Here is a 21,215-nt window from a genome sequence, read left to right on the forward strand (position 1 = left end):
GGGGAGGGTTTATTATGAGTCCTAAGGCATTGGCTCTTTGTGCAACGTTGGTTGCACTTGCCGGTCCTGCTTCGGCCCAGACGCCGACATGGACCCAGACTGGTATGCTTAGCTGTAGGCTTAACCCGAGCATTGGCTTCATTATCGTTGGACACCAGTCGATGGAGTGCCGCTTCGTGCCATCCATGCCCGGTCCCCCACAACTTTACGAGGGTGCCCTCAACACGGTGGGAATTGATATTGGGATCATCGGTGGCGGCGTCTTGGCGTGGGGCGTTCTGGCGCCCAGCGCCGGCGTTCCTGCCGGCGCTCTGGCTGGCACCTATGTTGGTGCAAGCGGTGATGTGGCGTTGGGCGTTGGTGTTGGGGCAAACGTTCTGGTCGGCGGATCCAACAGAAGCTTCGCACTGCAACCTGTGTCAGTCGAGGGCTCGGTCGCGCTGGATGTCACACTTGGTCTGTCAGCGCTTCAACTGCGATCGGTTCCTTGAGCAAAGCGCGCCTGCCGCGGAACACCCAAGTCGAACAAGAGATAGAGGATTCAGAATGCGGTATTGTTACCTTCTTGCAGTTGCTATGACAATCGCTTGCTCCGGTGCTCTCGCCCAGACGCCGCTGTCGACCTACGTCGACAGCAACGGCTTCATCGATGTGCAGAAACTGACATGCGCCCAACTCGCGGGCACCTACCAGGAAGACGCGGACGCCCTGACGTCCTGGTACAGCGGTTGGTACAACGGTCTGGCCAAGAAGCACTACCTGGATCTCAGGAAGGGAAAGGTCGTGGAGCATGAGGTGATCCAGTACTGTAAGGCAAATCCTGACAAATTCATCATCGAAGCCATCGCTGTCGTATTCAAGGATGAGCGGGCGAAACTGGGAGTTCGGATGAAGGCCGATTGAGAGAAGAGCGCCATTCGTTAGGTCTAGTGTTCGATGATAGGAGACCTGCTGATGTTGCCCATTGCGAAGCGTACAGTTGCCAACGGGCTATTTGGTGGTTCAAACCGCACCATTGCACTGCAGCCGCTCTCGGTGGAGGGGCAGGCGGGCATCAATGTTTCCTTGGGGGTATGCGGCCTGATCCTGGCGTTCGTATCGTGATGTCATGAGCACGCTCGCAATCAATCTGTGGCCGCGATGGCTCAGGATATTGATTGTCGGAGCAGCCACGGCCGCGGCGATCGGCAGCGGATGGTTCGCGTATCGGTACTTCGCAAAGCCTGTTGTGCTCACCGTGGCTGCCGGGTCGGCCGATGGCGAGTCGCTGGCGCTGATCTCGGCGATATCAGCGCGCCTGTCGGCGTCGAACTCTCATGTCCTGTTGAAGGTCAGCGATGCCGGAAGTTCAGCGAAGGCCGCCGAATTGTTGGCGGCGGGCAACGCCAATCTTGCAGTCGTTCGCGGCGACACCAGAGGCCTGGCGGACGCGCGGAGCGTTCTGGTCCTGACCCATGGGGTGGTCCTGATCGTGACGCCCGCGGCTGTCAGCGCCGACAGCCTCGGTGACTTGCACGATACGACCATTGGTGTCGTCGGCGGCGCCGTCAACGCTCCGACAGTTGAGGCCCTCAAGCAGGTGTATCAATTCGACCGCGCCAAGGTCACCTTTCAGAATGTTGCCATCAACGACGCTGCGGCGTCGCTCGCATCAGGAAAAGTTCACGCGTTGCTGGCCGTTGTTCCGCTAACGGAGAAATACCTCGCCAAAGTCAGGCAGTTCTTTCACCAGGAACGCGCTAAAGGGTCGGGGCCAAAACTGATCGAAATCGAGTCGGCTGGCGCGGTCGCCAACATCGCGCAGTATTACGAGAGCTATGACATCCCGAAGGGCACCTTGCGGGGCGCTCCGCCGGTTCCCTCCGATGACCTGACGTCGCTGCGCTTGTCGTATTTTCTCGTCGCCAACAAGTCAGTCAATGTCGACGCCATTACCGATCTGGCGCAGTCGCTGGTCGATGCAAAACGGGATCTGCTGTCACAGTTTCCGATATTGTCCCAGGCCGCGGCGCCGAGCACGGATGCGGACGCGTTGATCCCGATCCATCCGGGGGCTGCGACCTATTACAATGGCAACCAGCAGAGCTTCTTCGACAAATACGATGACAAGCTTTACTACGGGTCGCTGCTGCTCGGCTCTCTGATCTCCATCCTCGTGGCAGCCTGGCGTTTCGCCCGCTCAGGCAGCGGACCGGAAAGTATGCTGGAGCCGCTTTACGAGCTTGGCAACGAAATCAGGATGGCGAAGAGCGAGGCCGAACTGGACCAAATTGAACGGAGAATTGACGGCATCCTCAAGACTGAACTCGCCAGAAATGCAGGCGGTGAGGGCGCCGACGGCGCCGAGATGGCCGCGCTAGGTCTTGCCTCTCAACGGCTCCAATATCTGATGAGCCATTGCCGGATCCGGCTCGGCCACACATCGGCTCGCCCGGCGAGCAACTAGCGCGTGCACGAACACTCACCCTGCTGGGCAAGCGCCGCATCCTTGATCTGGATCAGCGCGGGCGGCGACTATACTCCGGCCGCCATGTCGGCTTGCTCGTCGCACGAGCCGTGCCAGGCATACTTCCCCGTCCGTGCAATAGGGATCGCTTCGCCGTTCCGGCCATCAAACGTGGGATCGATTCCTTCCATAGATGACCGTCCGTTCCGAAAAAGCGGCGGTGTCCTCAGCGTTTGATGGACGATCGATAAAGGCATTCCGACAAAGAGAAATTCTGTAGTGATCTCAATCGCCTGGAAAGCGGGCAAAACGTCCGAATGAGTGCTGAAAGCACTCCGGAAATTCGAAGACTTCCAAGCTGAATACCGCAAGTCGCAGGGATCTCAAGCCGCTGACTCGAAGAGTAATTTGAGATGGTTGCAGGTCCGGGATTTGAACCTGTCGGAGACGCAGGCAGGCTTTCCGCCTCTCGAGACTCGACCAACGTACGTGCGTCGCCGGCCACAAGGGCCGTCGTTGTCGCACTGGCAAGCACCTCGGTTGGTGTTGGAACTCCCGACCGATACCTGAACTCCTCGTTCTGGTATTCGTGCGTCTCGCCAAGCAGAAGAGCAGCCGCTACATCGAAATCTATCAGGCCGCTGATGCATTTGTTCGGCCGGCTGTCATTTCGTCTCGTGCGCGACGGCCTTCGCACGCGCAGGTGAGGATTTCCGCGCGCCGGGGCCCGGATGCACGTGGACGGCTTTTGCGCTCAGCGGCTCACCGCATTCGGAGCAGACCATGACGGGGTCGAACATCTTGTGGCAGTTCTTGTGTTCGTGCAGCAACGGCCGTCCGCGCGAGTCGACCATGTGGATGTTGCCCCAGTGCACGATCGACATGATGATCGGATAGAGGTCGAGACCCTTCTGCGTCAGGATGTATTCGTAGCGCTTGGGTGCATCCTGATAGGGAATTTTGCGAAGCACCCCGAAGCGAACGAGTTTCTTCAGCCGGTCGGCTAGCAGGTGCCGGGTGACGCCAAGCGACGACTGAAATTCGTCGAATCGGCGAATCCGAAGAAAACCTTCGCGCAGGATGAGCAGGCTCCAGCGGTCGCCGATGACCGCCACGGTGCGGGCCAGCGAGCATGGCTCCTCTTCGAGAGCATCCCATTTCATCAACGTCTCCGACGAATCTGCGGCATCTACGAGAGTAAATTTTAAATCAGAACTCGCTGCATTTCAATAGGATGCGGCATTTTCCGCGAGATTTTCGATGTTGAATGATGATTATCATATTGACAGTTCTAAACTAGAACTTTAGGACTCGCGCAACGGTCAATCAGGTGGCGAACGACCACCGCCATCGAAGGGAAGGGCGTTCCATGGCAGCTCCGCTCAAGGTCGAGTTTCACTTCGATTTCGGCAGTCCCAACGCCTACCTCGCCGAGCTTGCACTGCCCGCCATCGAGCAGCGAACGGGAGTCAAGTTCGACTACGTGCCGGTGCTGCTCGGCGGCGTCTACAAGGCGACCGGCAACATGTCGCCCGCGGAGTCGCTGCGCGGGATCAAGAACAAGCCGGAATACAATGCGCTCGAGACCGAGCGCTTCCTGCGGCGTCACAACATCACGACGTTCAAGTCGAACCCGTTCTTCCCGGTCAACACGCTGATGCTAATGCGCGGCGTCGTTGCGGCCGATTTCGAGGGCCTGTTCGAGCCCTATTTCCGCGCTGCGTATCACCACATGTGGATCGAGCCAAAGAAGATGGACGATCCGCAGGTCTTCCGCGAAGCGTTCCTGTCATCCGGGTTGGACATCGACCGCATCACCGCCCGCGCCCAGCAGGACGACGTCAAGAAGAAGCTGATCGAGAATGCAAGCACTGCCGTGGCGCGCGGTACGTTCGGCTCTCCGACGTTCTTCGTCGGCAGCGAGATTTACTTCGGCAAGGACAGTCTGCGCGATGTCGAGGATGAAATCCTCGCGCAATCGACCGCGCAGCAGCGCAAGAGCGCCTGACCGCGCGGGAGGCATCCAGAACGAACCGAGCCCGCAAAGGGCCTTTCAACGGGAGGTGTCATTGTCGAACTGGCAGCAGGCTGCGGCCGAAATAACGAACGCATTGCCGCATCGCATCCATGAGGTGGTGGACCACTATGTTGACGCCACACCTGACCGAACGGCTCTGATCGAAGACAATGCCACTCTGACCTATCGCGAACTCGACCGGGCGGTTGGTGCCACGGCGGACGCGCTCCGCGCGCTCGGTATCCGCGCTGGCGATCGCATGATGATCGTCAGCGAGAACTCGATCGCGCTCGCCTGCCTCCTGTTCGCTGCAAGCCGCCTCGATGCCTGGGCGATCGTCGCCAATCCGCGGCTGTCGCCGCGTGAGCTCGATCAGATCAGGGATCACAGCGGCGCCCGGCGCATGTTATTCACGGCCGAGATTTCCGAAGAGGCGGCCGCGCACGCGATGCGTTACGACGCTCGGGTGCAGGACGTCGGGCCGCTCCGCGACATCGGCGTTTCTGCCCTGAACCGGGAGACGCAGGCCGAGCCGGTCGAGGCCGACGGCGCGCGGCAAGTGGCGGTCCTCATCTACACGTCCGGTACGACCGGAACGCCGAAGGGCGTCATGCTCACGCACCGGAACCTGCTGTTCTCGGCCAGGACCACGGCGACCTTGCGCAACATGACGGCGGACGACGTGCAATATTGCGTATTGCCGATCTCGCATATTGTCGGCATCTCGCTGCTGACGATGACGCTGATGGTCGGCGGCGTGACCCGGCTGGTTACCAAATACAATCCCGCTGCACTGGCCAAGGCGCTGGCCGAGGAAGGCATCACGCTTCTGAACGGCGTGCCCGCCACCTACCAGCGGCTGCTGGAATACATGCAGATGGCGGGCTTACAGAGGCTGGAGCGCGGTGCGCTGCGTCTGATGAGCGTCGCCGGCGCCCCGCTCGACCTCGAACTCAAGGCGAGGGTCGAGAACGAGCTCGGTCTTCCGCTCGGCAACGCCTTTGGCATCACCGAATGCTCGCCCGGCATTTCCGGTGTGCGGCCCGCGGCGCCGCGCAGCGACAATTCTGTCGGCACCCTCGTGCCGGGTATCGAAGCCAGGATCGTGGCGCGGGACGGCGCTATCGTGACGAACGGCGAGATCGGCGAGCTGCATGTCCGCGGACCGAACGTCATGCGCGGCTATTACCGCGCGCCCGACCTCACGGCGAAAGCGATCGACCCGGACGGGTGGTTCAACACGGGCGACCTCGCGCGCTTCGAGGGCGATGCGATGTTCATCGTTGGCCGCACCAAGGAGATGATCATCCGTTCTGGCTTCAACGTCTATCCGGCAGAGATCGAGGCGGTGCTCAGCACCCATCCCGACGTGGTGCAATGCGCCGTGGTCGGGCGGCCGGTCGTGGGCAATGAAGAGATCGTGGCCTTCGTCCAGCTTCTCAAAGGCTCGTCGGCCACTGCGCAGGACGTGATGGCGCATGTCGCGCCGGAGCTCACCTCCTACAAGCGGCCGTCAGAGATCATCCTCATGGACGCGCTGCCGGCCACTTCGACTGGCAAGCTCCTGAAGCACAAACTGGCGGAATCGCTGCGCAACTGAAGCGGGCGAGATCGCCTCAATAACTCACAAGGCTGGAGAAGTCCCTTGCAGAAGAGAAACAGGACGGTTGCGGTGATCGGCGCCGGCGACTTCATCGGCGGCGAGATTGCCAAGAAGTTCGCCTCGGAAGGCTTCACGGTCTTTGCTGGTCGGCGCAACGGCGACAAGCTCGCGCCCCTGGTTGCGGACATCGAGGCCGCCGGCGGCGAGATCCACGCCCGCTCGCTCGATGCGCGCAAGGAGGAGGAGATCATCTCCTTCCTCAATGACGCCGACAAGCAAGCGCCGCTCGAGGTCTGCATCTTCAACATCGGCGCCAACGTCAACTTCCCGATCCTCGAGACCACCGAGCGGGTGTTTCGCAAGGTCTGGGAAATGGCCTGCTACTCCGGCTTCCTTGCCGGGCGCGAGGCAGCGCGGCTGATGCTGCCGCGCGGAGGCGGCAACATCTTCTTCACCGGCGCGACTGCGTCCTTGCGCGGCGGTTCCGGCTATGCCGCCTTCGCCAGCGCCAAGTTCGGCCTGCGGGCCGTCGCGCAGGCGATGGCGCGCGAACTCGGACCGAAGAACATCCATGTCGCGCACCTCATCATCGATTCCGGCGTCGATACCGAATGGGTGCGGCAGCGCCGGCTCGAAGCGCTCGGCCCCGATGCGCTCGACAATCCGGACCTGTTGATGCCGCCCGCGTCGGTGGCCGCGTCCTATTGGCAGCTCTACCAGCAGCCCAAGAGCGCCTGGACGTTCGAGCTCGAGATCCGTCCCTTCGGCGAGAAGTGGTAGGGAGCGCATCCGATGGAGCTCGCGCTATCCCCTGAAGACGCGGCGTTTCGCGACGAAGTCCGCGCCTTCATCAAGGACAATTATCCGGCCGCGATGCGCGTCCCCAATCCGGAGACCGACCTTTCCAAGGAGCAGATGCTGCTATGGCATCGCATCCTGCACAAGAAGGGTTGGATCGCGCCACTCTGGCCCAAGGAGCACGGCGGGCCTGGTTGGTCGATCACCCGCCGTTTCCTGTTCGAGCAGGAGACCAGCCGTGCCGGCACGATGCCGCCCCTGGCGTTCAGCGTCACCATGGTCGGCCCGGTGATCTACACCTTCGGCAATGAGGGGCAGAAAAAGAAGTTCCTGCCGCGCATCCTGTCGGGCGAAGACTGGTGGTGCCAGGGCTATTCCGAGCCGGGCTCGGGCTCGGATCTCGCCACCGTCCGCACCAAGGCGGTGCGCGACGGCGACCACTACATCGTGAACGGCCACAAGACCTGGACCACGCTGGCCCAGCACGCCGACTGGATCTTCTGCCTGGTCCGCACCGATCCGACGGCCAAGCCGCAATCCGGCATTTCGTTCCTCCTGATCGACATGAAGTCGCCGGGCGTCACCGTGCGTCCGATCATCACCATCGACGGCTCGCACGAGGTCAACGACGTCTTCCTGGAGAACGTCCGCGTTCCCGTCGAAAACCTGATCGGCGGGGAAAACAAGGGCTGGACCTACGCAAAATTCCTGCTCGGCAATGAGCGCACCAGCATGGCCGGGATCGGCCGCTCGACGCGCTACATCGAGCGGTTGAAGGAGATCGTGAAGGCCGAGATTCCGGAGGACGATCCGGCGCATCTGGAATTCATCAGGGACATCGCCCGCGTCGAGCTCGACGTGCTGGCGCTGGAAGCGACCGAGCTACGCGTCGTGGCCCAGATGGCGCGCGGCATCGATCCCGGGCCGGCGGCTTCGCTGTTCAAGATCCGCGGCACCGAGATCTTCCAGAACATCACCGAATTGACTCATCGCGCGATCGGCAATTACGGCCTGGCGATCCGCGAGCATCCGGTCAGCGCCAACCATTTCATGCCGGGTCCGGACTACGGCCACACCGCGGCGGAGAAATATCTCAACGCGCGCAAGCTCTCCATCTACGGCGGATCGAACGAGATCCAGCGCAACATCATCGCCAAAGCAGTGCTCGGTCTCTAGCAATAGCGCCACAAGAGGATCGGATGGATATCCAGTTCACGGAAGAGCAGGAATTGTTGCGGTCCAGCGTCCAGCGCCTGTTGCGCGACAAGTATGATTTCGATGCGCGCCGCAAGATCGTCGCGAGCGAGGACGACATTGGCCGCAAGCAATGGGCGGAATTCGCCGAGCTCGGCCTGCTCGCCGCGCCGTTCTCGGAAGATGTCGGCGGGCTCGGGGGCGGACCGTTGTCGACCATGATCATCATGCAGGAGTTCGGCCGCCATCTCGTCGTCGAGCCTTTTGTCGAGACGGTCGTAGTGGCCGGTGGCTTGATCGAGCAGGCGGGTTCCGACAGGCAGAAGCAGGCCTACATCGCCGACATTATTGCGGGAGCGAAGCTCTGGGCACTGGCCTGGACCGAGAAGGGCTCGCGCTTCGATCTCGCCACCGTGACCACGACGGCGCGCCGGGACGGCAACGACTATGTTCTCACCGGCGAGAAGACCGCGGTGCTGGCCGCACCCTGGGCGGATTATCTCATCGTCTCCGCCCGGACCTCGGGCCATCGTCATGATCGCGGCGGCGTCAGCCTGTTCGTGGTCGATCGCCGCGCCGCGAACCTCGATCTGCAGAGTTTTAGGACCATCGATGGCCGCCAGGCAGCCGAGGTTAGCCTTCGGGGCGTGCGCGGGGAGTTGTTGGGCAAGGAGGGCGAGGGCGTTGCCGCGCTGGAGGCCTGCCGCGACCGCGCGATCGGCGCGCTCTGTGCCGAGGCGGTCGGTGCGATCGGTGAGCTGAACGCGGCGACGCTGGAGTATTCCAAGACGCGAAAGCAGTTCGGCGTCACGATCGGCAGCTTCCAGGTCCTGCAACACCGGATGGTCGACATGTTCATCGCGCATCAGGAGGCGCTGTCCCTGATGCAGCATCTCAGCCTCAGCCTTGGCGAGGATGAGGCCGGCGTCTCGCGGCTCGCCTCGGGCGCCAAGTCCAAGATCGGCTATGCCGCAAAATTCGTGGCCGATCAGGCCGTGCAGTTGCACGGCGGCATGGGCATGACCGACGAGCTCAATGTCGGTCATTACTTCAAGCGGATCTCTTCCATCAATATCCAGTTCGGCGATCCCGCCTACCACGTGTTGCGTTACGCGCAGCTCGACGCGGCCGCCTGAGACAGAGAGGCAAGCATGTCGTCACCCGAAGCAGTCATCGTCTCCACCGCACGCACCGGCGTCGGCAAGGCCTATCGCGGCGCGCTCAACAACACTGACGGACCGACGCTCGCCGGCCATGTCATGGCCGAGGCGGTGAAGCGCGCCGGCATCGCGCCCGGCGAGGTCGAAGACGTGGTGATGGGCTGCGCGATGCAGCAGGGGACCATGGTGATGAACGTTGCGCGCAAGGGCGCGATCCGCGCCGGGCTTCCGGTGACCGTTGCCGGCACGACGATCGACCGGCAGTGTGCGTCCGGCCTGCAGGCAATCGCGGTGGCCGCCCGCTCGGTAATGCTCGACGGCGTCGAGATCGCGATCGGTGGCGGCATCGAGTCGATCAGCCTGGTGCAGAACGACCACATGAACCGCTTCCACGCCGTCGACGATGAGTTGATGGCGATGAAGCCGGAGATGTATATGTCGATGCTGGAGACTGCCGAAGTGGTCGCCGAGCGTTACAAGATCGGGCGCGACAAGCAGGACGAGTACAGCCTGGAGTGCCAGCGCCGGGTCGGCGCCGCGCTGCAGGGCGGCCGCTTCAACGACGAGATCGTACCGATCACGACCAGGATGGCCGTGGTCGACAAGGACACCAAGCAGGTCAGCTATCAGCAGGTGACACTGAGCCGGGATGAAGGTCCGCGGCCGGAGACCACGGCGGACGGCCTCGCCAAAGTCAAGCCGGTGTTCGAAGGCAAAACCATCAGCGCCGGCAACGCCAGCCAGCTTTCGGATGGCGCTTCGGCCTGCGTGATCATGAGCGACAAGATCGCGGCACAGAAGGGTTTGAAGCCGCTGGGCATCTTCCGCGGCTTCGTCGCCGCTGGCGTCGAGCCCGACGAGATGGGCGTCGGCCCGGTCGCGGCGATCCCGAGGCTCCTCAAGCGCCACAATCTCAAGATCGACGACATCGATCTCTGGGAGCTCAACGAAGCCTATGCGGTGCAGGTGATCTATTGCCGCGACAAGCTCGGCATCGATCCCAACAAGCTCAACGTCAACGGTGGCTCGATCGCGATCGGCCATCCCTATGGCATGACGGGTTCGCGGCTGACCGGCCACCTCCTGATCGAGGGCCGGCGGCGCAAGGCGAAATACGGCGTGGTGACCATGTGCATCGGCGGCGGCATGGGTGCCGCGGGCCTGTTTGAAATCGTCCACTGATCGGAAACGGAGTTTTGGCGTGAAAACAGCAATCACTGAACTGTTCGGCATCCAGCATCCGATCATCCAGGGCGGCATGCATTATGTTGGCTTCGCCGAGATGGCGGCGGCGGTGTCCAATGCCGGCGGCCTCGGCATCATCACCGGCCTGACGCAGAAAACGCCGGAGCTCCTCGCCAAGGAGATCGCGCGCTGCCGCGACATGACGGACAAGCCGTTCGGCGTGAACCTGACCTTCCTGCCGACGCTGTCGGCGCCGCCCTATCCGGAATACATCGCAGCCATTCGCGAGGGCGGGATCAAGGCAGTCGAGACCGCGGGTCGCAGCCCGGAGGCGTACATGCCGGCGCTCAAGGCGGCCGGCATCAAGGTGATCCACAAATGCACCTCGGTACGGCATTCGCTCAAAGCCGAGAAGATCGGTTGCGACGCCGTCAGCGTGGACGGTTTCGAGTGCGGCGGCCATCCCGGTGAGGACGACATCCCGAACATGATCCTGCTGCCGCGGGCGGCGGATGAGCTGAAGATCCCCTTCGTGGCTTCCGGCGGCATGGCGGATGGACGAAGCCTCGTCGGGGCGCTCGCGATGGGCGCCTCTGGCATGAACATGGGTACCCGCTTCGTCGCCACCAAGGAAGCCCCGGTCCATGACAATGTGAAGCGGGCGCTGGTCAAGGCGACCGAGCTCGACACCGTGCTTGTCATGCGTGCGCTACGCAACACCGAGCGGGTGCTGAAGAACAAGGGCGTCAACGAGCTGCTCGAGATCGAGCGTGAGAAGGGCGCAAGCCTGAAGATCGACGACATCCTCGACCAGGTGGCTGGCGTCTATCCCAAGGTGATGGTCGATGGCCAGATGGATGCGGGTGCGTGGAGCTGCGGCATGGTGGTCGGGCTGATCCATGACATTCCGACGGTCAAGGAGCTGATCGATCGCATCATGGCGGAGGCCGAAGCGATCATCCGCCAGCGGTTGACCGGCTTTCTCGACGGCGAGATCGAGACGCAGCGGGCGCGCGCGGTCGCCTGACGAGCGGCGAAGAGCACGCCAAGACCGGGGATAGCTGGCGGCGTCGGGATGCTGACGCCGCGGCGGTGCGGAGAGAAGTAAACCAGGGAGGAAGAGCATGCCCGTCGTTGGTAGCCATCAATATCCCACCATGGAATCCGTGATCTACGGCAAGCCGGCGGCCGAGGCGCTGCGGGAGGAGGCCGAACGGCTGGGCGCCAAGCGCGTCTATCTGATCGCGAGCCGCACGCTCAACACCACGACCGACGAAATCGAGAATATCCGGACGGCGCTCGGTGAACGCCATGCCGCGACCTTTGACGGCGTGCCGCAGCATACGACCCGGGACGTGGTGACGCAGATTGCCCGGCAGGCCAAGGATGCCCAGGCCGACCTGGTCGTCGCTATCGGCGGCGGCTCCGTGGTCGATGCGGCAAAGATCGTGCTGATGTGCATGGAGCACGAGATTTTTGGGCCGATGGGGCTCGATGGGTTCGAGACCACGCCGGACCGCCGCTTCGGGCCATTCCGAACCCCGAATGTGCGGATGATCGCGATCCCGAGCACGCTCTCCGGCGGCGAATACAATTCGGGTGCGCTGGTCACCGACACTAGCCGCAAGCTGAAGCAGATATTCAATCATCCGATGATGATGCCGCGAAGCATCATCCTCGATCCCGCGATTACCAAATACACGCCGGAGAAGCTCTGGCTGGGTTCCGGCACACGCGCGATGGACCATGGCATTGAGGCGATCTGCTCCAGCCGTCCCAATGTGCTCGTCGATGCCGTATGCCAGCAGGGATTGCGCTATCTGTACGACGGGCTTCGGCGCACCAAGGACAATCCAAACGACGAGGCGGCGCGGCTGAGCTGTCAGTTGGGGTCCTGGATGTCAGCCTTCGGCTTGCAGTCGCGCGTTCCGATGGGCGCCAGCCATGCCATCGGCCATGTCCTCGGCGGGACCTGCGATGTTCCGCATTATTTCTGTACGGCGGTGATGATGCCGAGCGTGCTGCGGTACAATCTGCCGGCCACGCAAACGGCGCAGAGATCGGTCGCCGCCGCACTCGGCGCGCCCGGTCGCGATGCGGGCGAAGCCTTTGCAGCCTTCATCGCGGAGCTCGATCTGCCGCGGCGGCTCGCCGACGTCGGCGTAGCCGAGGACCGTTTCGAGCTCATTGGCAAGAACGCAATGTTGTCGATCTTCACGCGGGCCAATCCGCAGCCGATCCGTGAGCCCGGCGACATCGTCAAGATACTCAAGCTGGCGGCCTGACGCGGCCGCTGAATGTCTGTCACGCCTTGCGGCAAGCACCACGTGCGTAAATCAATAGTGGAGGGAATCTGCGATGTCCTGGAGCACGCGACTCGCCTGCGCACTTGTGATTGCGATTTCTACTCCTTGCTGGGCAGGCGATGCGTCGGGTGTCACACCGACGAAGATCAAGATCGGCGGCATATTTCCCCTGAGCGGACCGGCGTCCTCGATCGGTCAGGTCGGACAGGGCGTGCAGGCCTACGTGCAATCGATCAACGATCGCGGCGGCATCAACGGCCGCAAGATCGACTACGTCATGATGGACGATGCCTACAGCCCGCCCAAGGCCTTCGAGCACGCGCGAAGGCTGGTGGAGAGCGACGAGGTCGCCTTCATGTTCAGCCAGCTCGGCACGGCGGGCAACTCGGCGGTGGCCAAATATCTCGCTACGAAGAAGGTGCCGACGATTGCGATCGTCACCGGCGCGAGCAAATTCACCAACGTCAAGGACTATCCGCTGACGACCACAGGCCTCGTCAGCTATGACACCGAAGGCAAGATCTACGCAAGATACCTGACGCGTGCATTGCCCGCGGCGAAATACGCAATCCTCTACCAGAACGATGATCTCGGTCGCGACTACGTCAACGCCTTCAAGGCGGTGCTGGGCGCGGATTTCGACAAGCGTGTGGTCACCGCCAGCTACGAGGTCACGGAGCCGACGGTCGACTCGCAGGTCGTCGCACTCAAGAGTTCCGGCGCGCAGGCACTGTTCGTGGCCGGGACGCCGAAATTCGCGGCACAGGCGATCCGTCGCGCAGCCGAGACCGGGTGGAAGGCGACGATCCTGATCAACTTCCCTTCGTCTTCGGTCGCGGGCACGCTGAGACCGGCGGGCCTGGAAAACTCCATCGGAGTCATCGTCGGGACCCCGAACAAGGATCCGAATGACCAGAAATGGACTGACGATGAGGCGGTCAAGGCCTATCGCACCTTCTTCGAGCGATATCTGGTTGGCTCCGACATCACCAACACCAGCTATCTGACCGGGTACCAGCAAGGCATGGTGCTCGAGCAGATCCTCAGGCAATGCGGCGACGATCTTTCGCGCGAGAACATCATCAAGCAGGCAAAGTCGCTGAAGGACTTTGTTTTGCCGACCGCCTTGCCCGGCGTCAGGATCAATACCAGTGAGAGCAACAACATGATCTGGACGCAGCTTCAGCTTCAGCGCTGGACCGGTTCCCGCTGGGAGCCGTTCGGCGACATTCTCGACGCAAGCTCGGAGTAGAGCATCCGGCTGCTCCGACGCTTAGGCCGTGAGGACGAAGTTCATCAGGAGAAATCCACGATGGCCGACTTGCGCATATTCTCCTATCTGCCGAACCCGCCTGTCTGGAAGGCAACCATTGCCGCACGGTTCTGCGGTGTGGATGTCGAGGTCAGAGGGGCGCCCGCCAGGGAGCTCAAAGGCTGGCTGTGGGATTATGACGCACGTCCTCTGGTCGAGGAGGAACGCCAGTCGCTGTCATCTCTCGCACGAACGGGGCGGGTCGGGCTGACCGGCGCGCAGCTCTTCAAGACCGATGCTTTTTTGGCGGCGCAGCCGTTCGGCAACGTGCCGGCCGCCTTCGGGCCTGCCGGCAAGGTCGGAATCTTCGAATCCAACAGCATCATGCGTGCTGTGGCGCGCCTTGGCGAAGCGACGTACCAGCTCTACGGAAGGGACGCCTATGAAGCGTCCAGGATAGACGGCTTTCCCGATGTCAGCCTGGTCTTTGCGAGGGACAGATCTATCTCCTTGCGCTGTCGGCCGGCACGGTCGATGCGACCATTCACGCGCGCGCGAAGGAGGCGTTTGCGATCTATGCGTCGGGGATCGAACAGGCCTTGTCGCCGCGGCGGGATACGCTGGTGGGGAACGGGATCACGTTGGCCGACATCTGCTTTGCCGCCGAACTTGCGCTGTTCGCGAACGAGCATGCGTGGGTTGAACAGTTGAACAGACTGAGCCTCGACAAGATCCTGCACGCCGGTGTTCGGAGTGAGTACCCTCTGGCGTTCGCTCATTTTGACCGGCTCGTCGCGCATGAGCACTTCCGTCCTGATCTCGGGCCATATGTCGAGAAGTTGCTGTCCAGGGCTGCGGCGTAAAGGCCGCCGGCTGCACGAAGGAGGTCTGCCCGCATGACCGCGCCAGTTTGCCTAATCTCAGGTGTCGGCCCCGGTACGGGCTCGGCCCTTGCCAGGAAGTTTGCAGAGGGCGGCTATAGCGTAGCGCTGCTCGCGCGGAACGAGGAGCGTCTTGCGACGCTCGAAGCGCAATTGCCTGGCGCGAAGGGATTTCGCTGTGATGTATCGGATCCCGCGCAGGTGGATGCGGTGGCATCCGCTGTGGAGCGTGATCTCGGGCATCCCGCCGTCGTCATCCACAACGCCGTCGGCGGTGCCTTCGGCACCTTCCGGGAGATTGACCCGGCGATCCTCAATCGCAATTTTCAGGTCAACACGATGGGGCTTTTGTTCCTGGCCCGGCGATTTACCCCAGCGATGGTCGCAGCCGGTGCGGGGTCTATCATTGCGACCGGCAACACCTCGGCGCTACGCGGCAAGGCCGGCTTCGCCGGCTTTGCGCCGACCAAGGCGGCGCAGCGGATTTTGGCGGAGTCCATGGCCCGGGATCTGGGGCCGCAGGGAGTCCACGTTGGCTATGTCGTGATCGATGCCGTGATCGACCTCGAATGGACGCGAAAGCGGTGGCCGGAGCGGCCGGACGGCTTCTTCATCAAGCCGCAAGCGATCGCCAGCGAGATCTGGCACCTCGTACACCAGGATCCAGGATCGCAGCGCATGGTCGTTTAACGTTGAAATTCGGCCCTTCGGCGAGAGCTGGTAGCGGGCGTGCAAAGCAGCAAGAGCCGATCTAGCGCGATCGAGCTGTCGCGGCTCCTTCTGACACAATCTGCGGCCCGTCCACCCCTCCGGTCTGCCATCATGATCCAGCTGTTCCGACAAGACGAAATTCCACTGCGGGTTCAATGAAGGTTTATTGACGCATGTGTCGGAACGACCGTTGATTTTCAAACTAAATCACACCTCTCTTTCATCAGCGGGTCCTAACTGCGCTTTGCCTTTGTTTCTGCACCCTTCACACCAACGAGATACTGCGCACAGACCCACTGGTACAGGTCGCCTACGTGCGCGTCGTAGATTTGAATATCGGGGCGAGCAAATCGGACATCTGCGCGATCAGAGTGGTCACCATTTCAAGCGCGCCAGCAGAACTCGAGCCTGCGAGCGCGGATCGGTGTAGAAACCGCTATGGAAGACGTTGAGTCTAGCGGTCGTCCGGCGGCTGATCGCTAAAGGGAACAACACCACGGTCGGGGTTCGAGTCCTTCCCCCTTTGCTGAAGGCGGTTGACGCCTCGCGGCCAATCGACCGCGTCACGGTAGCGTTGGTCAACGTGATTGAATGATCGCGATGCAACGTTTTCGTTGAAAGCGCGATCGACCTGCGGGCCGTTGCAAGTTTGCCTATCGCTTTTCCGATGCACATTCGGATTTGCTCTCCGCCGCAAATCGGTCGCTTTACGAGTAAGGCGGAGAAATCAGAGTTTTCATCCTGTCGTCAGCAGCAGTGTGTTTGGGCCGCTCCACCCCTGCGACCCGTCGAACCCCGCGAGTTGGCGTAGGTCCCCGCCCAGGCAGCCTCCTACTCGGCCGGCGCAAAGCGCGACAGCAACGCCTAGACGAAATGGCGGTCAGCCTCGGCCCAGTATCGGCTTGCTCACCTCGACAATGATGGAACGTCGGCTGAGGCGTTAACTCACAGGCTTCCGTCCCGCGCGTTCAAGTCGGTGAAACGGCCGGCCGATACCGGCCGATACGGCGGAAGAGCCACAGGACGGCAGGGCAAGCCAGGAGCACGACGGCGCCGAAGTCGAGCGCGGCGCTCGCGGAGCCGACCGACGTGGAGAGCTTTCCTCCGACCGCCGGTCCAGCCAGCATGCCGGCGTAGAAGACCGTGTAGAATACTCCCATTCCGATCGGCCGCGTCTTCTGCTCGAGCACACGCGCAGGCAGGCTCATGATCGCACCGGCGGGCAAGCCGCAGAGGATTCCAAGGGCAACGACGATGGGAAGCACCGTGCCGCTTCGCGACAGGAGAAGTGTCAGGAGGGCGAAGGCGATGCAGCCTGTGACGAGGATGGCCTCGCCGCGCTTGGTCCGATCTGCGAGGAAGCCGCCGAAGGGAACCGAAAGCGCGGCGAGCCAGAGCACGATACTGACGGTTGATCCGGCTGCTGCACTGGACCAGCCTTGTTCAACGAGCATCGATGGGCCGAAACTGAAAATCATCGCAAACCCGATATTGTAAAGACACCAGATCAAGCCGGCGGCAATCACGGCGCAGATCGTGTCGGCGGTCAGGTTACTGCGCTCGCCTTCGACCGCAACGGACGCATCTGGCGCGCGATAGACTAACGCGATGAGGCAGAGGCCGATCAGGATCAACCCTGCGACGGCAAGGTTGACGGCATGGAGCCCGAGCATGGCTCCGATTGCCGGCAGCAGCATGAGAGAGAGTGCGATGCCAGCCGGCCAAGAGTTGATGAAAATGGCCATCGCAGTGGCGATTTCCCGACCGGCAAACCAGTCCGCGAGCATCTTGGTCATCAGAACGTTCAGGAGAACACCGCCGATGCCGGCAGTCAGCCGGCCAGCGATCTGCACGCTCCACGACGTTGACGCGGTCATCAGCAGTTCGCCTGCCAGCATCATCAGGAGTCCGGCAAGGACCGTCACCTTGTCGCCGTAGCGGCGGCCGATCTCGCCGCCGGGCAGCGCAAGTACCGCGCCCGGCGCAAAATAGAGCCCGATAAGAACACCGATATCGGCCAGACTCGCATCGAGACTCTGGCCGAGCTGTGGCGCGACGGCCGCGACGCTCTGAAACTGAAAGGCGATGGCGGCACGAGCGACGAACAGGGCAGCAAGAATGGTCCAGCGGCTTCGCATTTGGATTTTCCCCGACGCCGTGAACTATACCGTTGGCTTGATATTCTGGTTCAGGCGGAAGAAATTAGTCGGATCGTATTTGTTCTTGAGCGCGACAAGGCGTGCGTAATTTTCACCATAGGCGTCACGCACCCGGTCCTCGCCCTCATCACCCAGGTTGTTGGCATAGACGCCCCCGGTCGAATAGGGCCTAACGGCGCTCCACAGCTCGCGCGCCCAACGCACGTTCGCGTCGTCATCGGCCGGATCGTCCCAGATCGCGATCGGAAAGCAGTCGAACGCCGCATCGCGGTTTGCGTAGGGTGAGTCCGATACCGGAACCCGTGCAATTGTGCCGCCGACGTGCTGGAAAACCAGCAAAGACGAGGTGTTGGGGGCTATCGCATAGGCGTCGAGCAGCGCGTCGATCGCACCAGCACTGATCTCGCGCAGGAACTGCGCCTTCCAGTAATAGCGACGTCCTCGCGGAAACAGGGCATCGCCGCTCGACTGAATCTCAACATAAGGGACAGTTGCGAGGCGCGTCTCAACGGGCGAGCCGAATTTGGCGATCGGTGAAAGGGCGCGCTCACCGTCATGATGCGAACCAACATAGCAACCGGAGATGCTGAAGAACCGATCGCCCGACGGCAGCCTTACGAGGGCTGCATCGACGTTTATCTCGTCGGCAGCGCTTCGGGCGAATTCATCATAGAACCGCATGGCCTCGTGCGCCTGATCGTAAGGATGAAGCGCTGACGCGACGAGCAGTGACCTGCCGATCGCATGCAACTGGTATTCGAACGCAGTCACGATGCCAAAATTGCCGCCGCCGCCTCTTAAGCCCCAGAACAGGTCGGGGTGTTCGGTCGCACTAGCCCGTAGGATCTTTCCCTCGGCTGTCACCACGTCGGCGGCAATCAGGTTGTCGCAGGTCAGTCCGTATTTGCGTCCGAGCTTGCCGAAGCCGCCGCCGAGCGTGAGTCCCGCGATGCCGGTATCGCTGTTGACGCCCATGGTGGTCGCCAGGCCGTGCTCTTGTGTCGCCCTGTCGAATTCGCCCAGATCGAGGCCTGCCTCCGCGCGCGCGGTCCGACGGACCGGATCGACGTCGATGCGTTTCATCCGCGACAGGTCGATGACCATGCCGCCGTCACAGACCGACAGGCCAGCGACATTATGGCCTCCGCTGCGAACGGCCACCGGGAACGCGCGGGATCTCGCGAACGTCACGGCCTCAACCACATCCTGGGCATCCGCGCAGTAGGCGATCATGGCCGGCTTTTTATCGATAGCGCCATTCCAGACCTTGCGCGCCTCGTCGTAGCCGGCGTTCCCCTCGATGACCACATTGCCCTTGAGCCGTAGCTGTGGGGTGGACCGAGGTTCGGAGTGCGATTTGCCCATCAAGTCGTCATATGTCTGCCGCCGCTCCATCCGATTTGCTCCGCGCCACCAATGCCCATGCCATCATCTCACGGAGCGCCAAATCGTTTCCTGAATCCGATCGGAAAAAGTTGCAAATTTCGCTAAAAATGGTGTCTCTAGGCAATGGCGACGATCTACGCGTTTGGTCCATTTCGTCTTGAGGCAGACGCTGACACGCTGTTTCGCGGGGCCGAGCCGGTTGCTCTCGGAGGGCGAGCGGTCGCGCTACTTCGGCTGCTTCTGGAAAAGGCGGGTAAGCCGGTTGCCAAGGACGCATTGATGGAGGCGGCCTGGCCGGGGCTGGCGATCGAGGAAAGCAATCTGACCGTGCAGATAGCGGCTCTGCGCCGGGCGTTTGCAGCCGTCGAAGGGGGCAGTACCTGGATCGAGACGCTGCCGCGTCGCGGTTACCGCTATGTCGGCCCGCCGGCCACCAACTTGTCCGATGCTAGCCGGCAAACATGGCTCCTGTCCGCGACCTCCGACAAACCATCGATCGCCGTGCTGCCATTCTTGAATTTGAGCGGCGATCCCGCGCAGGACTACTTTTCCGACGGGATCACAGAAGACATCATTACGGAATTATCGCGTTTCCGGTCCCTCCTCGTCGTGGCCCGCCATTCCAGCTTCGCTTACCGGGCCAGGTCGTCCGACATCAGAGAGGTCGGCCGCCAACTCGGCGTGCGATATGTAGCGGAAGGGAGCGCGCGCAGGATTGGGAAGCGGGTGCGGGTGACCGTCAAGCTTCTGGATGCTGCGAGCGGCTTCACCCTTTGGACCGAGCGCTACGACCGCGAGATCGAAGACATATTCGCCATCCAGGACGAAATCGTAGGCAAGATCGTTTCGGCGCTGCCCGGCCGGCTTGAGGACGCGGGCCGCGAGATCGCGAGAGGCAAGCAGACCTCGAACATCACGGCCTACGATCTCGTCCTATTGGGGAACGAGAAATGGCGTCAATTGACCGTCAGGAGCATGGAGGAGGCGCGAGGCTACTTCCAGAAGGCCATAGGGCTCGATCCAGCCTATGCTCGCGCTCACGCCAATATTGCCTGGACGGTAGTCTGCGCCGCGTTTCTGGAATCACCCGCCGCGCCCTCGCTGGATGAGGCTCGTAGCGAGATCGAGATCGCGCTCGATCTGGATGAGCACGACGCCTGGTCGCACAGCGTCTTCGCACAGCTTCTTTTCCTGCAAAACCGTGATCAAGAGGCCGAGACTCATTTCAAACGCGCTCTGGCGCTCAATCCGAACGACGCTGATGTCGCCGCCGCTTTTGCAAATATTCTAATCTACTGGGGGCACTGGCAGGAAGCGCTTACATGGATCAAATCGGCCAAACGGCTAAACCCATTTCCACCCAATATCTACCATTGGTACCACGCGCTGGCTCTTTATTCGGCTCGCGAATACGAACAGGCGATCAAAGTTCTCAGGGAAGCGCGATCGAGCGACCGCTGGTCGCGCGCGCTCCTTGCGGCGTGCTACGCGCAAACAAATCGACCGAGAGAAGCAAGTTTCGAAGCGGACGCATTCGTTCGAGAGAGATATCTGGAATTGACTGAGAATGGTGAAGCTCTGCCCCTAAACACGCTCGAACTCGCTCGGATGCGCGCCGATAGGTATAGAGATCCCATCGACCGGGATCATTTTCTCAACGGACTTCGCAAAGCCGGCCTAAGTGATGGACTCTCCAACCTTGTATAGCGCCAACGTTGTTGGCAACGGCGACGGACGTTGCGGAGAGTACTCCGATCGAGTGACGCACCTTTTGCGCTAGTCGCCTGATGGCAGCGTTGTCGATGACGGTCCATTGGACGGGACAGACTTTCGTCGAAGGCGGAATTCCATTTCCGGCGGTAGCTCAAACGGTGGGTTTTGGTCTAAGAAGATCGAAAATGCATTATCTTTCAATGGGGATTGACTGACACTCTCTCCGCCATGTGTACGATTTTGTGCGCCAACCTACGATTTTTGGGCGCTTTCGTGCGCGATAGCGCGCTCTTGGGCCTCGACGCTTGCGCGGGGCACAATAATGCAGGACTGGATGCTCATACATTTGTGGTTCAGGACAGAACGCAACCGTGCGATCAGAACGGCCGGACACTCTTAGTTTC

19 protein-coding genes are annotated in these 21,215 nt (G+C 61.7%); 16 read left to right on the top strand and 3 right to left on the bottom strand.

The window, feature by feature from the left end; translation table 11 throughout:
* Positions 1–14: 14 nt before the first annotated feature.
* The 4 genes from ABIA90_RS42480 to ABIA90_RS42495 are packed head-to-tail and all read left to right on the top strand — an operon-like array spanning position 15 to position 2,446.
* Complete coding sequence (locus tag ABIA90_RS42480) at positions 15–491, top strand: DUF992 domain-containing protein (RefSeq protein ID WP_354122500.1); 477 nt, start codon at positions 15–17, stop codon at positions 489–491.
* Positions 492–546: 55 nt separating this feature from the next.
* Positions 547–903, top strand: coding sequence for an HdeA/HdeB family chaperone (locus ABIA90_RS42485; protein ID WP_354121970.1), 357 nt, complete (start codon positions 547–549; stop codon positions 901–903).
* Between the two features lie 51 nt (positions 904–954).
* Positions 955–1,104, top strand: coding sequence for a DUF992 domain-containing protein (locus ABIA90_RS42490; RefSeq protein WP_502916683.1), 150 nt, complete (start codon positions 955–957; stop codon positions 1,102–1,104).
* A gap of 4 nt (positions 1,105–1,108) precedes the next feature.
* Positions 1,109–2,446 (top strand): TAXI family TRAP transporter solute-binding subunit, encoded by a 1,338-nt coding sequence (locus ABIA90_RS42495; RefSeq protein WP_354121969.1) that lies wholly within the window; start codon positions 1,109–1,111, stop codon positions 2,444–2,446.
* A 665-nt stretch (positions 2,447–3,111) separates the two neighbouring features.
* Here ABIA90_RS42495 and ABIA90_RS42500 read toward each other — a convergent pair.
* Positions 3,112–3,609, bottom strand: a complete 498-nt coding sequence (locus ABIA90_RS42500; protein WP_354121968.1) for a winged helix-turn-helix transcriptional regulator — start codon at positions 3,607–3,609, stop codon at positions 3,112–3,114.
* Positions 3,610–3,815: 206 nt separating this feature from the next.
* Between ABIA90_RS42500 and ABIA90_RS42505 the strand changes: the two genes are divergently transcribed.
* The 11 genes from ABIA90_RS42505 to ABIA90_RS42555 all read left to right on the top strand — a co-directional run bounded on the left by ABIA90_RS42505 (position 3,816) and on the right by ABIA90_RS42555 (position 15,532).
* Entirely contained in the window at positions 3,816–4,454 is a 639-nt protein-coding gene (locus ABIA90_RS42505; protein ID WP_354121967.1) for a 2-hydroxychromene-2-carboxylate isomerase, read from the top strand.
* 61 nt (positions 4,455–4,515) lie between these two features.
* Positions 4,516–6,063, top strand: coding sequence for a class I adenylate-forming enzyme family protein (locus tag ABIA90_RS42510; RefSeq protein ID WP_354121966.1), 1,548 nt, complete (start codon positions 4,516–4,518; stop codon positions 6,061–6,063).
* A 45-nt stretch (positions 6,064–6,108) separates the two neighbouring features.
* A complete protein-coding gene (locus ABIA90_RS42515) occupies positions 6,109–6,846 on the top strand; it encodes an SDR family oxidoreductase (RefSeq protein ID WP_354121965.1) in 738 nt (245 codons plus the stop codon).
* Positions 6,847–6,858: 12 nt separating this feature from the next.
* A complete protein-coding gene (locus ABIA90_RS42520; RefSeq protein ID WP_354121964.1) occupies positions 6,859–8,040 on the top strand; it encodes an acyl-CoA dehydrogenase family protein in 1,182 nt (393 codons plus the stop codon).
* Between the two features lie 23 nt (positions 8,041–8,063).
* On the top strand, positions 8,064–9,194 hold the full coding sequence (locus tag ABIA90_RS42525; RefSeq protein WP_354121963.1) for an acyl-CoA dehydrogenase family protein: 1,131 nt from the start codon (positions 8,064–8,066) through the stop codon (positions 9,192–9,194).
* A gap of 15 nt (positions 9,195–9,209) precedes the next feature.
* Complete coding sequence (locus ABIA90_RS42530; RefSeq protein ID WP_354121962.1) at positions 9,210–10,400, top strand: acetyl-CoA C-acyltransferase; 1,191 nt, start codon at positions 9,210–9,212, stop codon at positions 10,398–10,400.
* Between the two features lie 19 nt (positions 10,401–10,419).
* Positions 10,420–11,430: an NAD(P)H-dependent flavin oxidoreductase gene (locus tag ABIA90_RS42535; RefSeq protein WP_354121961.1), complete on the top strand. Its 1,011-nt coding sequence runs from the start codon at positions 10,420–10,422 to the stop codon at positions 11,428–11,430.
* Positions 11,431–11,527: 97 nt separating this feature from the next.
* Positions 11,528–12,688: an iron-containing alcohol dehydrogenase gene (locus ABIA90_RS42540; RefSeq protein WP_354121960.1), complete on the top strand. Its 1,161-nt coding sequence runs from the start codon at positions 11,528–11,530 to the stop codon at positions 12,686–12,688.
* 73 nt (positions 12,689–12,761) lie between these two features.
* On the top strand, positions 12,762–13,961 hold the full coding sequence (locus tag ABIA90_RS42545) for an ABC transporter substrate-binding protein (RefSeq protein ID WP_354121959.1): 1,200 nt from the start codon (positions 12,762–12,764) through the stop codon (positions 13,959–13,961).
* 599 nt (positions 13,962–14,560) lie between these two features.
* A complete protein-coding gene (locus ABIA90_RS42550) occupies positions 14,561–14,824 on the top strand; it encodes a hypothetical protein (protein ID WP_354121958.1) in 264 nt (87 codons plus the stop codon).
* Between the two features lie 33 nt (positions 14,825–14,857).
* Positions 14,858–15,532 (top strand): SDR family NAD(P)-dependent oxidoreductase, encoded by a 675-nt coding sequence (locus ABIA90_RS42555; RefSeq protein ID WP_354121957.1) that lies wholly within the window; start codon positions 14,858–14,860, stop codon positions 15,530–15,532.
* A gap of 989 nt (positions 15,533–16,521) precedes the next feature.
* On the opposite strand, the gene ABIA90_RS42560 is transcribed toward ABIA90_RS42555, so the two are convergent.
* Together ABIA90_RS42560 and ABIA90_RS42565 are read right to left on the bottom strand one after the other, a co-directional pair.
* The gene (locus ABIA90_RS42560) at positions 16,522–17,691 is read right to left on the bottom strand and encodes an MFS transporter (RefSeq protein ID WP_354121956.1); all 1,170 of its coding nucleotides are present in this window, start codon (positions 17,689–17,691) and stop codon (positions 16,522–16,524) included.
* Positions 17,692–17,715: 24 nt separating this feature from the next.
* Positions 17,716–19,107 carry an FAD-binding oxidoreductase gene (locus ABIA90_RS42565; RefSeq protein WP_354121955.1) on the bottom strand — a complete coding sequence of 464 codons (1,392 nt, stop codon included), beginning with the start codon at positions 19,105–19,107 and terminating at the stop codon, positions 17,716–17,718.
* A 114-nt stretch (positions 19,108–19,221) separates the two neighbouring features.
* Here ABIA90_RS42565 and ABIA90_RS42570 point away from each other — a divergent pair, with 114 nt between their 5' ends.
* Positions 19,222–20,805 carry a winged helix-turn-helix domain-containing tetratricopeptide repeat protein gene (locus tag ABIA90_RS42570; RefSeq protein ID WP_354121954.1) on the top strand — a complete coding sequence of 528 codons (1,584 nt, stop codon included), beginning with the start codon at positions 19,222–19,224 and terminating at the stop codon, positions 20,803–20,805.
* Positions 20,806–21,215 lie beyond the last annotated feature (410 nt).

It is taken from the genome of Bradyrhizobium sp. LA6.8 (assembly GCF_040547935.1).
GTDB lineage: Bacteria > Pseudomonadota > Alphaproteobacteria > Rhizobiales > Xanthobacteraceae > Bradyrhizobium > Bradyrhizobium barranii.

Bases quoted from the DNA above. Each gene is read 5' to 3' on its own strand.
- ABIA90_RS42530 (WP_354121962.1), top strand. From the start codon at position 9,210: ATGTCGTCACCCGAAGCAGTCATCGTCTCCACCGCACGCACCGGCGTC.
- ABIA90_RS42495 (WP_354121969.1), top strand. From the start codon at position 1,109: ATGAGCACGCTCGCAATCAATCTGTGGCCGCGATGGCTCAGGATATTG.
- ABIA90_RS42525 (WP_354121963.1), top strand. From the start codon at position 8,064: ATGGATATCCAGTTCACGGAAGAGCAGGAATTGTTGCGGTCCAGCGTC.
- ABIA90_RS42545 (WP_354121959.1), top strand. From the start codon at position 12,762: ATGTCCTGGAGCACGCGACTCGCCTGCGCACTTGTGATTGCGATTTCT.
- ABIA90_RS42500 (WP_354121968.1), bottom strand. From the start codon at position 3,609: ATGAAATGGGATGCTCTCGAAGAGGAGCCATGCTCGCTGGCCCGCACC.
- ABIA90_RS42560 (WP_354121956.1), bottom strand. From the start codon at position 17,691: ATGCGAAGCCGCTGGACCATTCTTGCTGCCCTGTTCGTCGCTCGTGCC.
- ABIA90_RS42490 (WP_502916683.1), top strand. From the start codon at position 955: ATGTTGCCCATTGCGAAGCGTACAGTTGCCAACGGGCTATTTGGTGGT.
- ABIA90_RS42520 (WP_354121964.1), top strand. From the start codon at position 6,859: ATGGAGCTCGCGCTATCCCCTGAAGACGCGGCGTTTCGCGACGAAGTC.
- ABIA90_RS42555 (WP_354121957.1), top strand. From the start codon at position 14,858: ATGACCGCGCCAGTTTGCCTAATCTCAGGTGTCGGCCCCGGTACGGGC.
- ABIA90_RS42570 (WP_354121954.1), top strand. From the start codon at position 19,222: ATGGCGACGATCTACGCGTTTGGTCCATTTCGTCTTGAGGCAGACGCT.
- ABIA90_RS42505 (WP_354121967.1), top strand. From the start codon at position 3,816: ATGGCAGCTCCGCTCAAGGTCGAGTTTCACTTCGATTTCGGCAGTCCC.
- ABIA90_RS42480 (WP_354122500.1), top strand. From the start codon at position 15: ATGAGTCCTAAGGCATTGGCTCTTTGTGCAACGTTGGTTGCACTTGCC.
- ABIA90_RS42485 (WP_354121970.1), top strand. From the start codon at position 547: ATGCGGTATTGTTACCTTCTTGCAGTTGCTATGACAATCGCTTGCTCC.
- ABIA90_RS42565 (WP_354121955.1), bottom strand. From the start codon at position 19,107: ATGGAGCGGCGGCAGACATATGACGACTTGATGGGCAAATCGCACTCC.
- ABIA90_RS42540 (WP_354121960.1), top strand. From the start codon at position 11,528: ATGCCCGTCGTTGGTAGCCATCAATATCCCACCATGGAATCCGTGATC.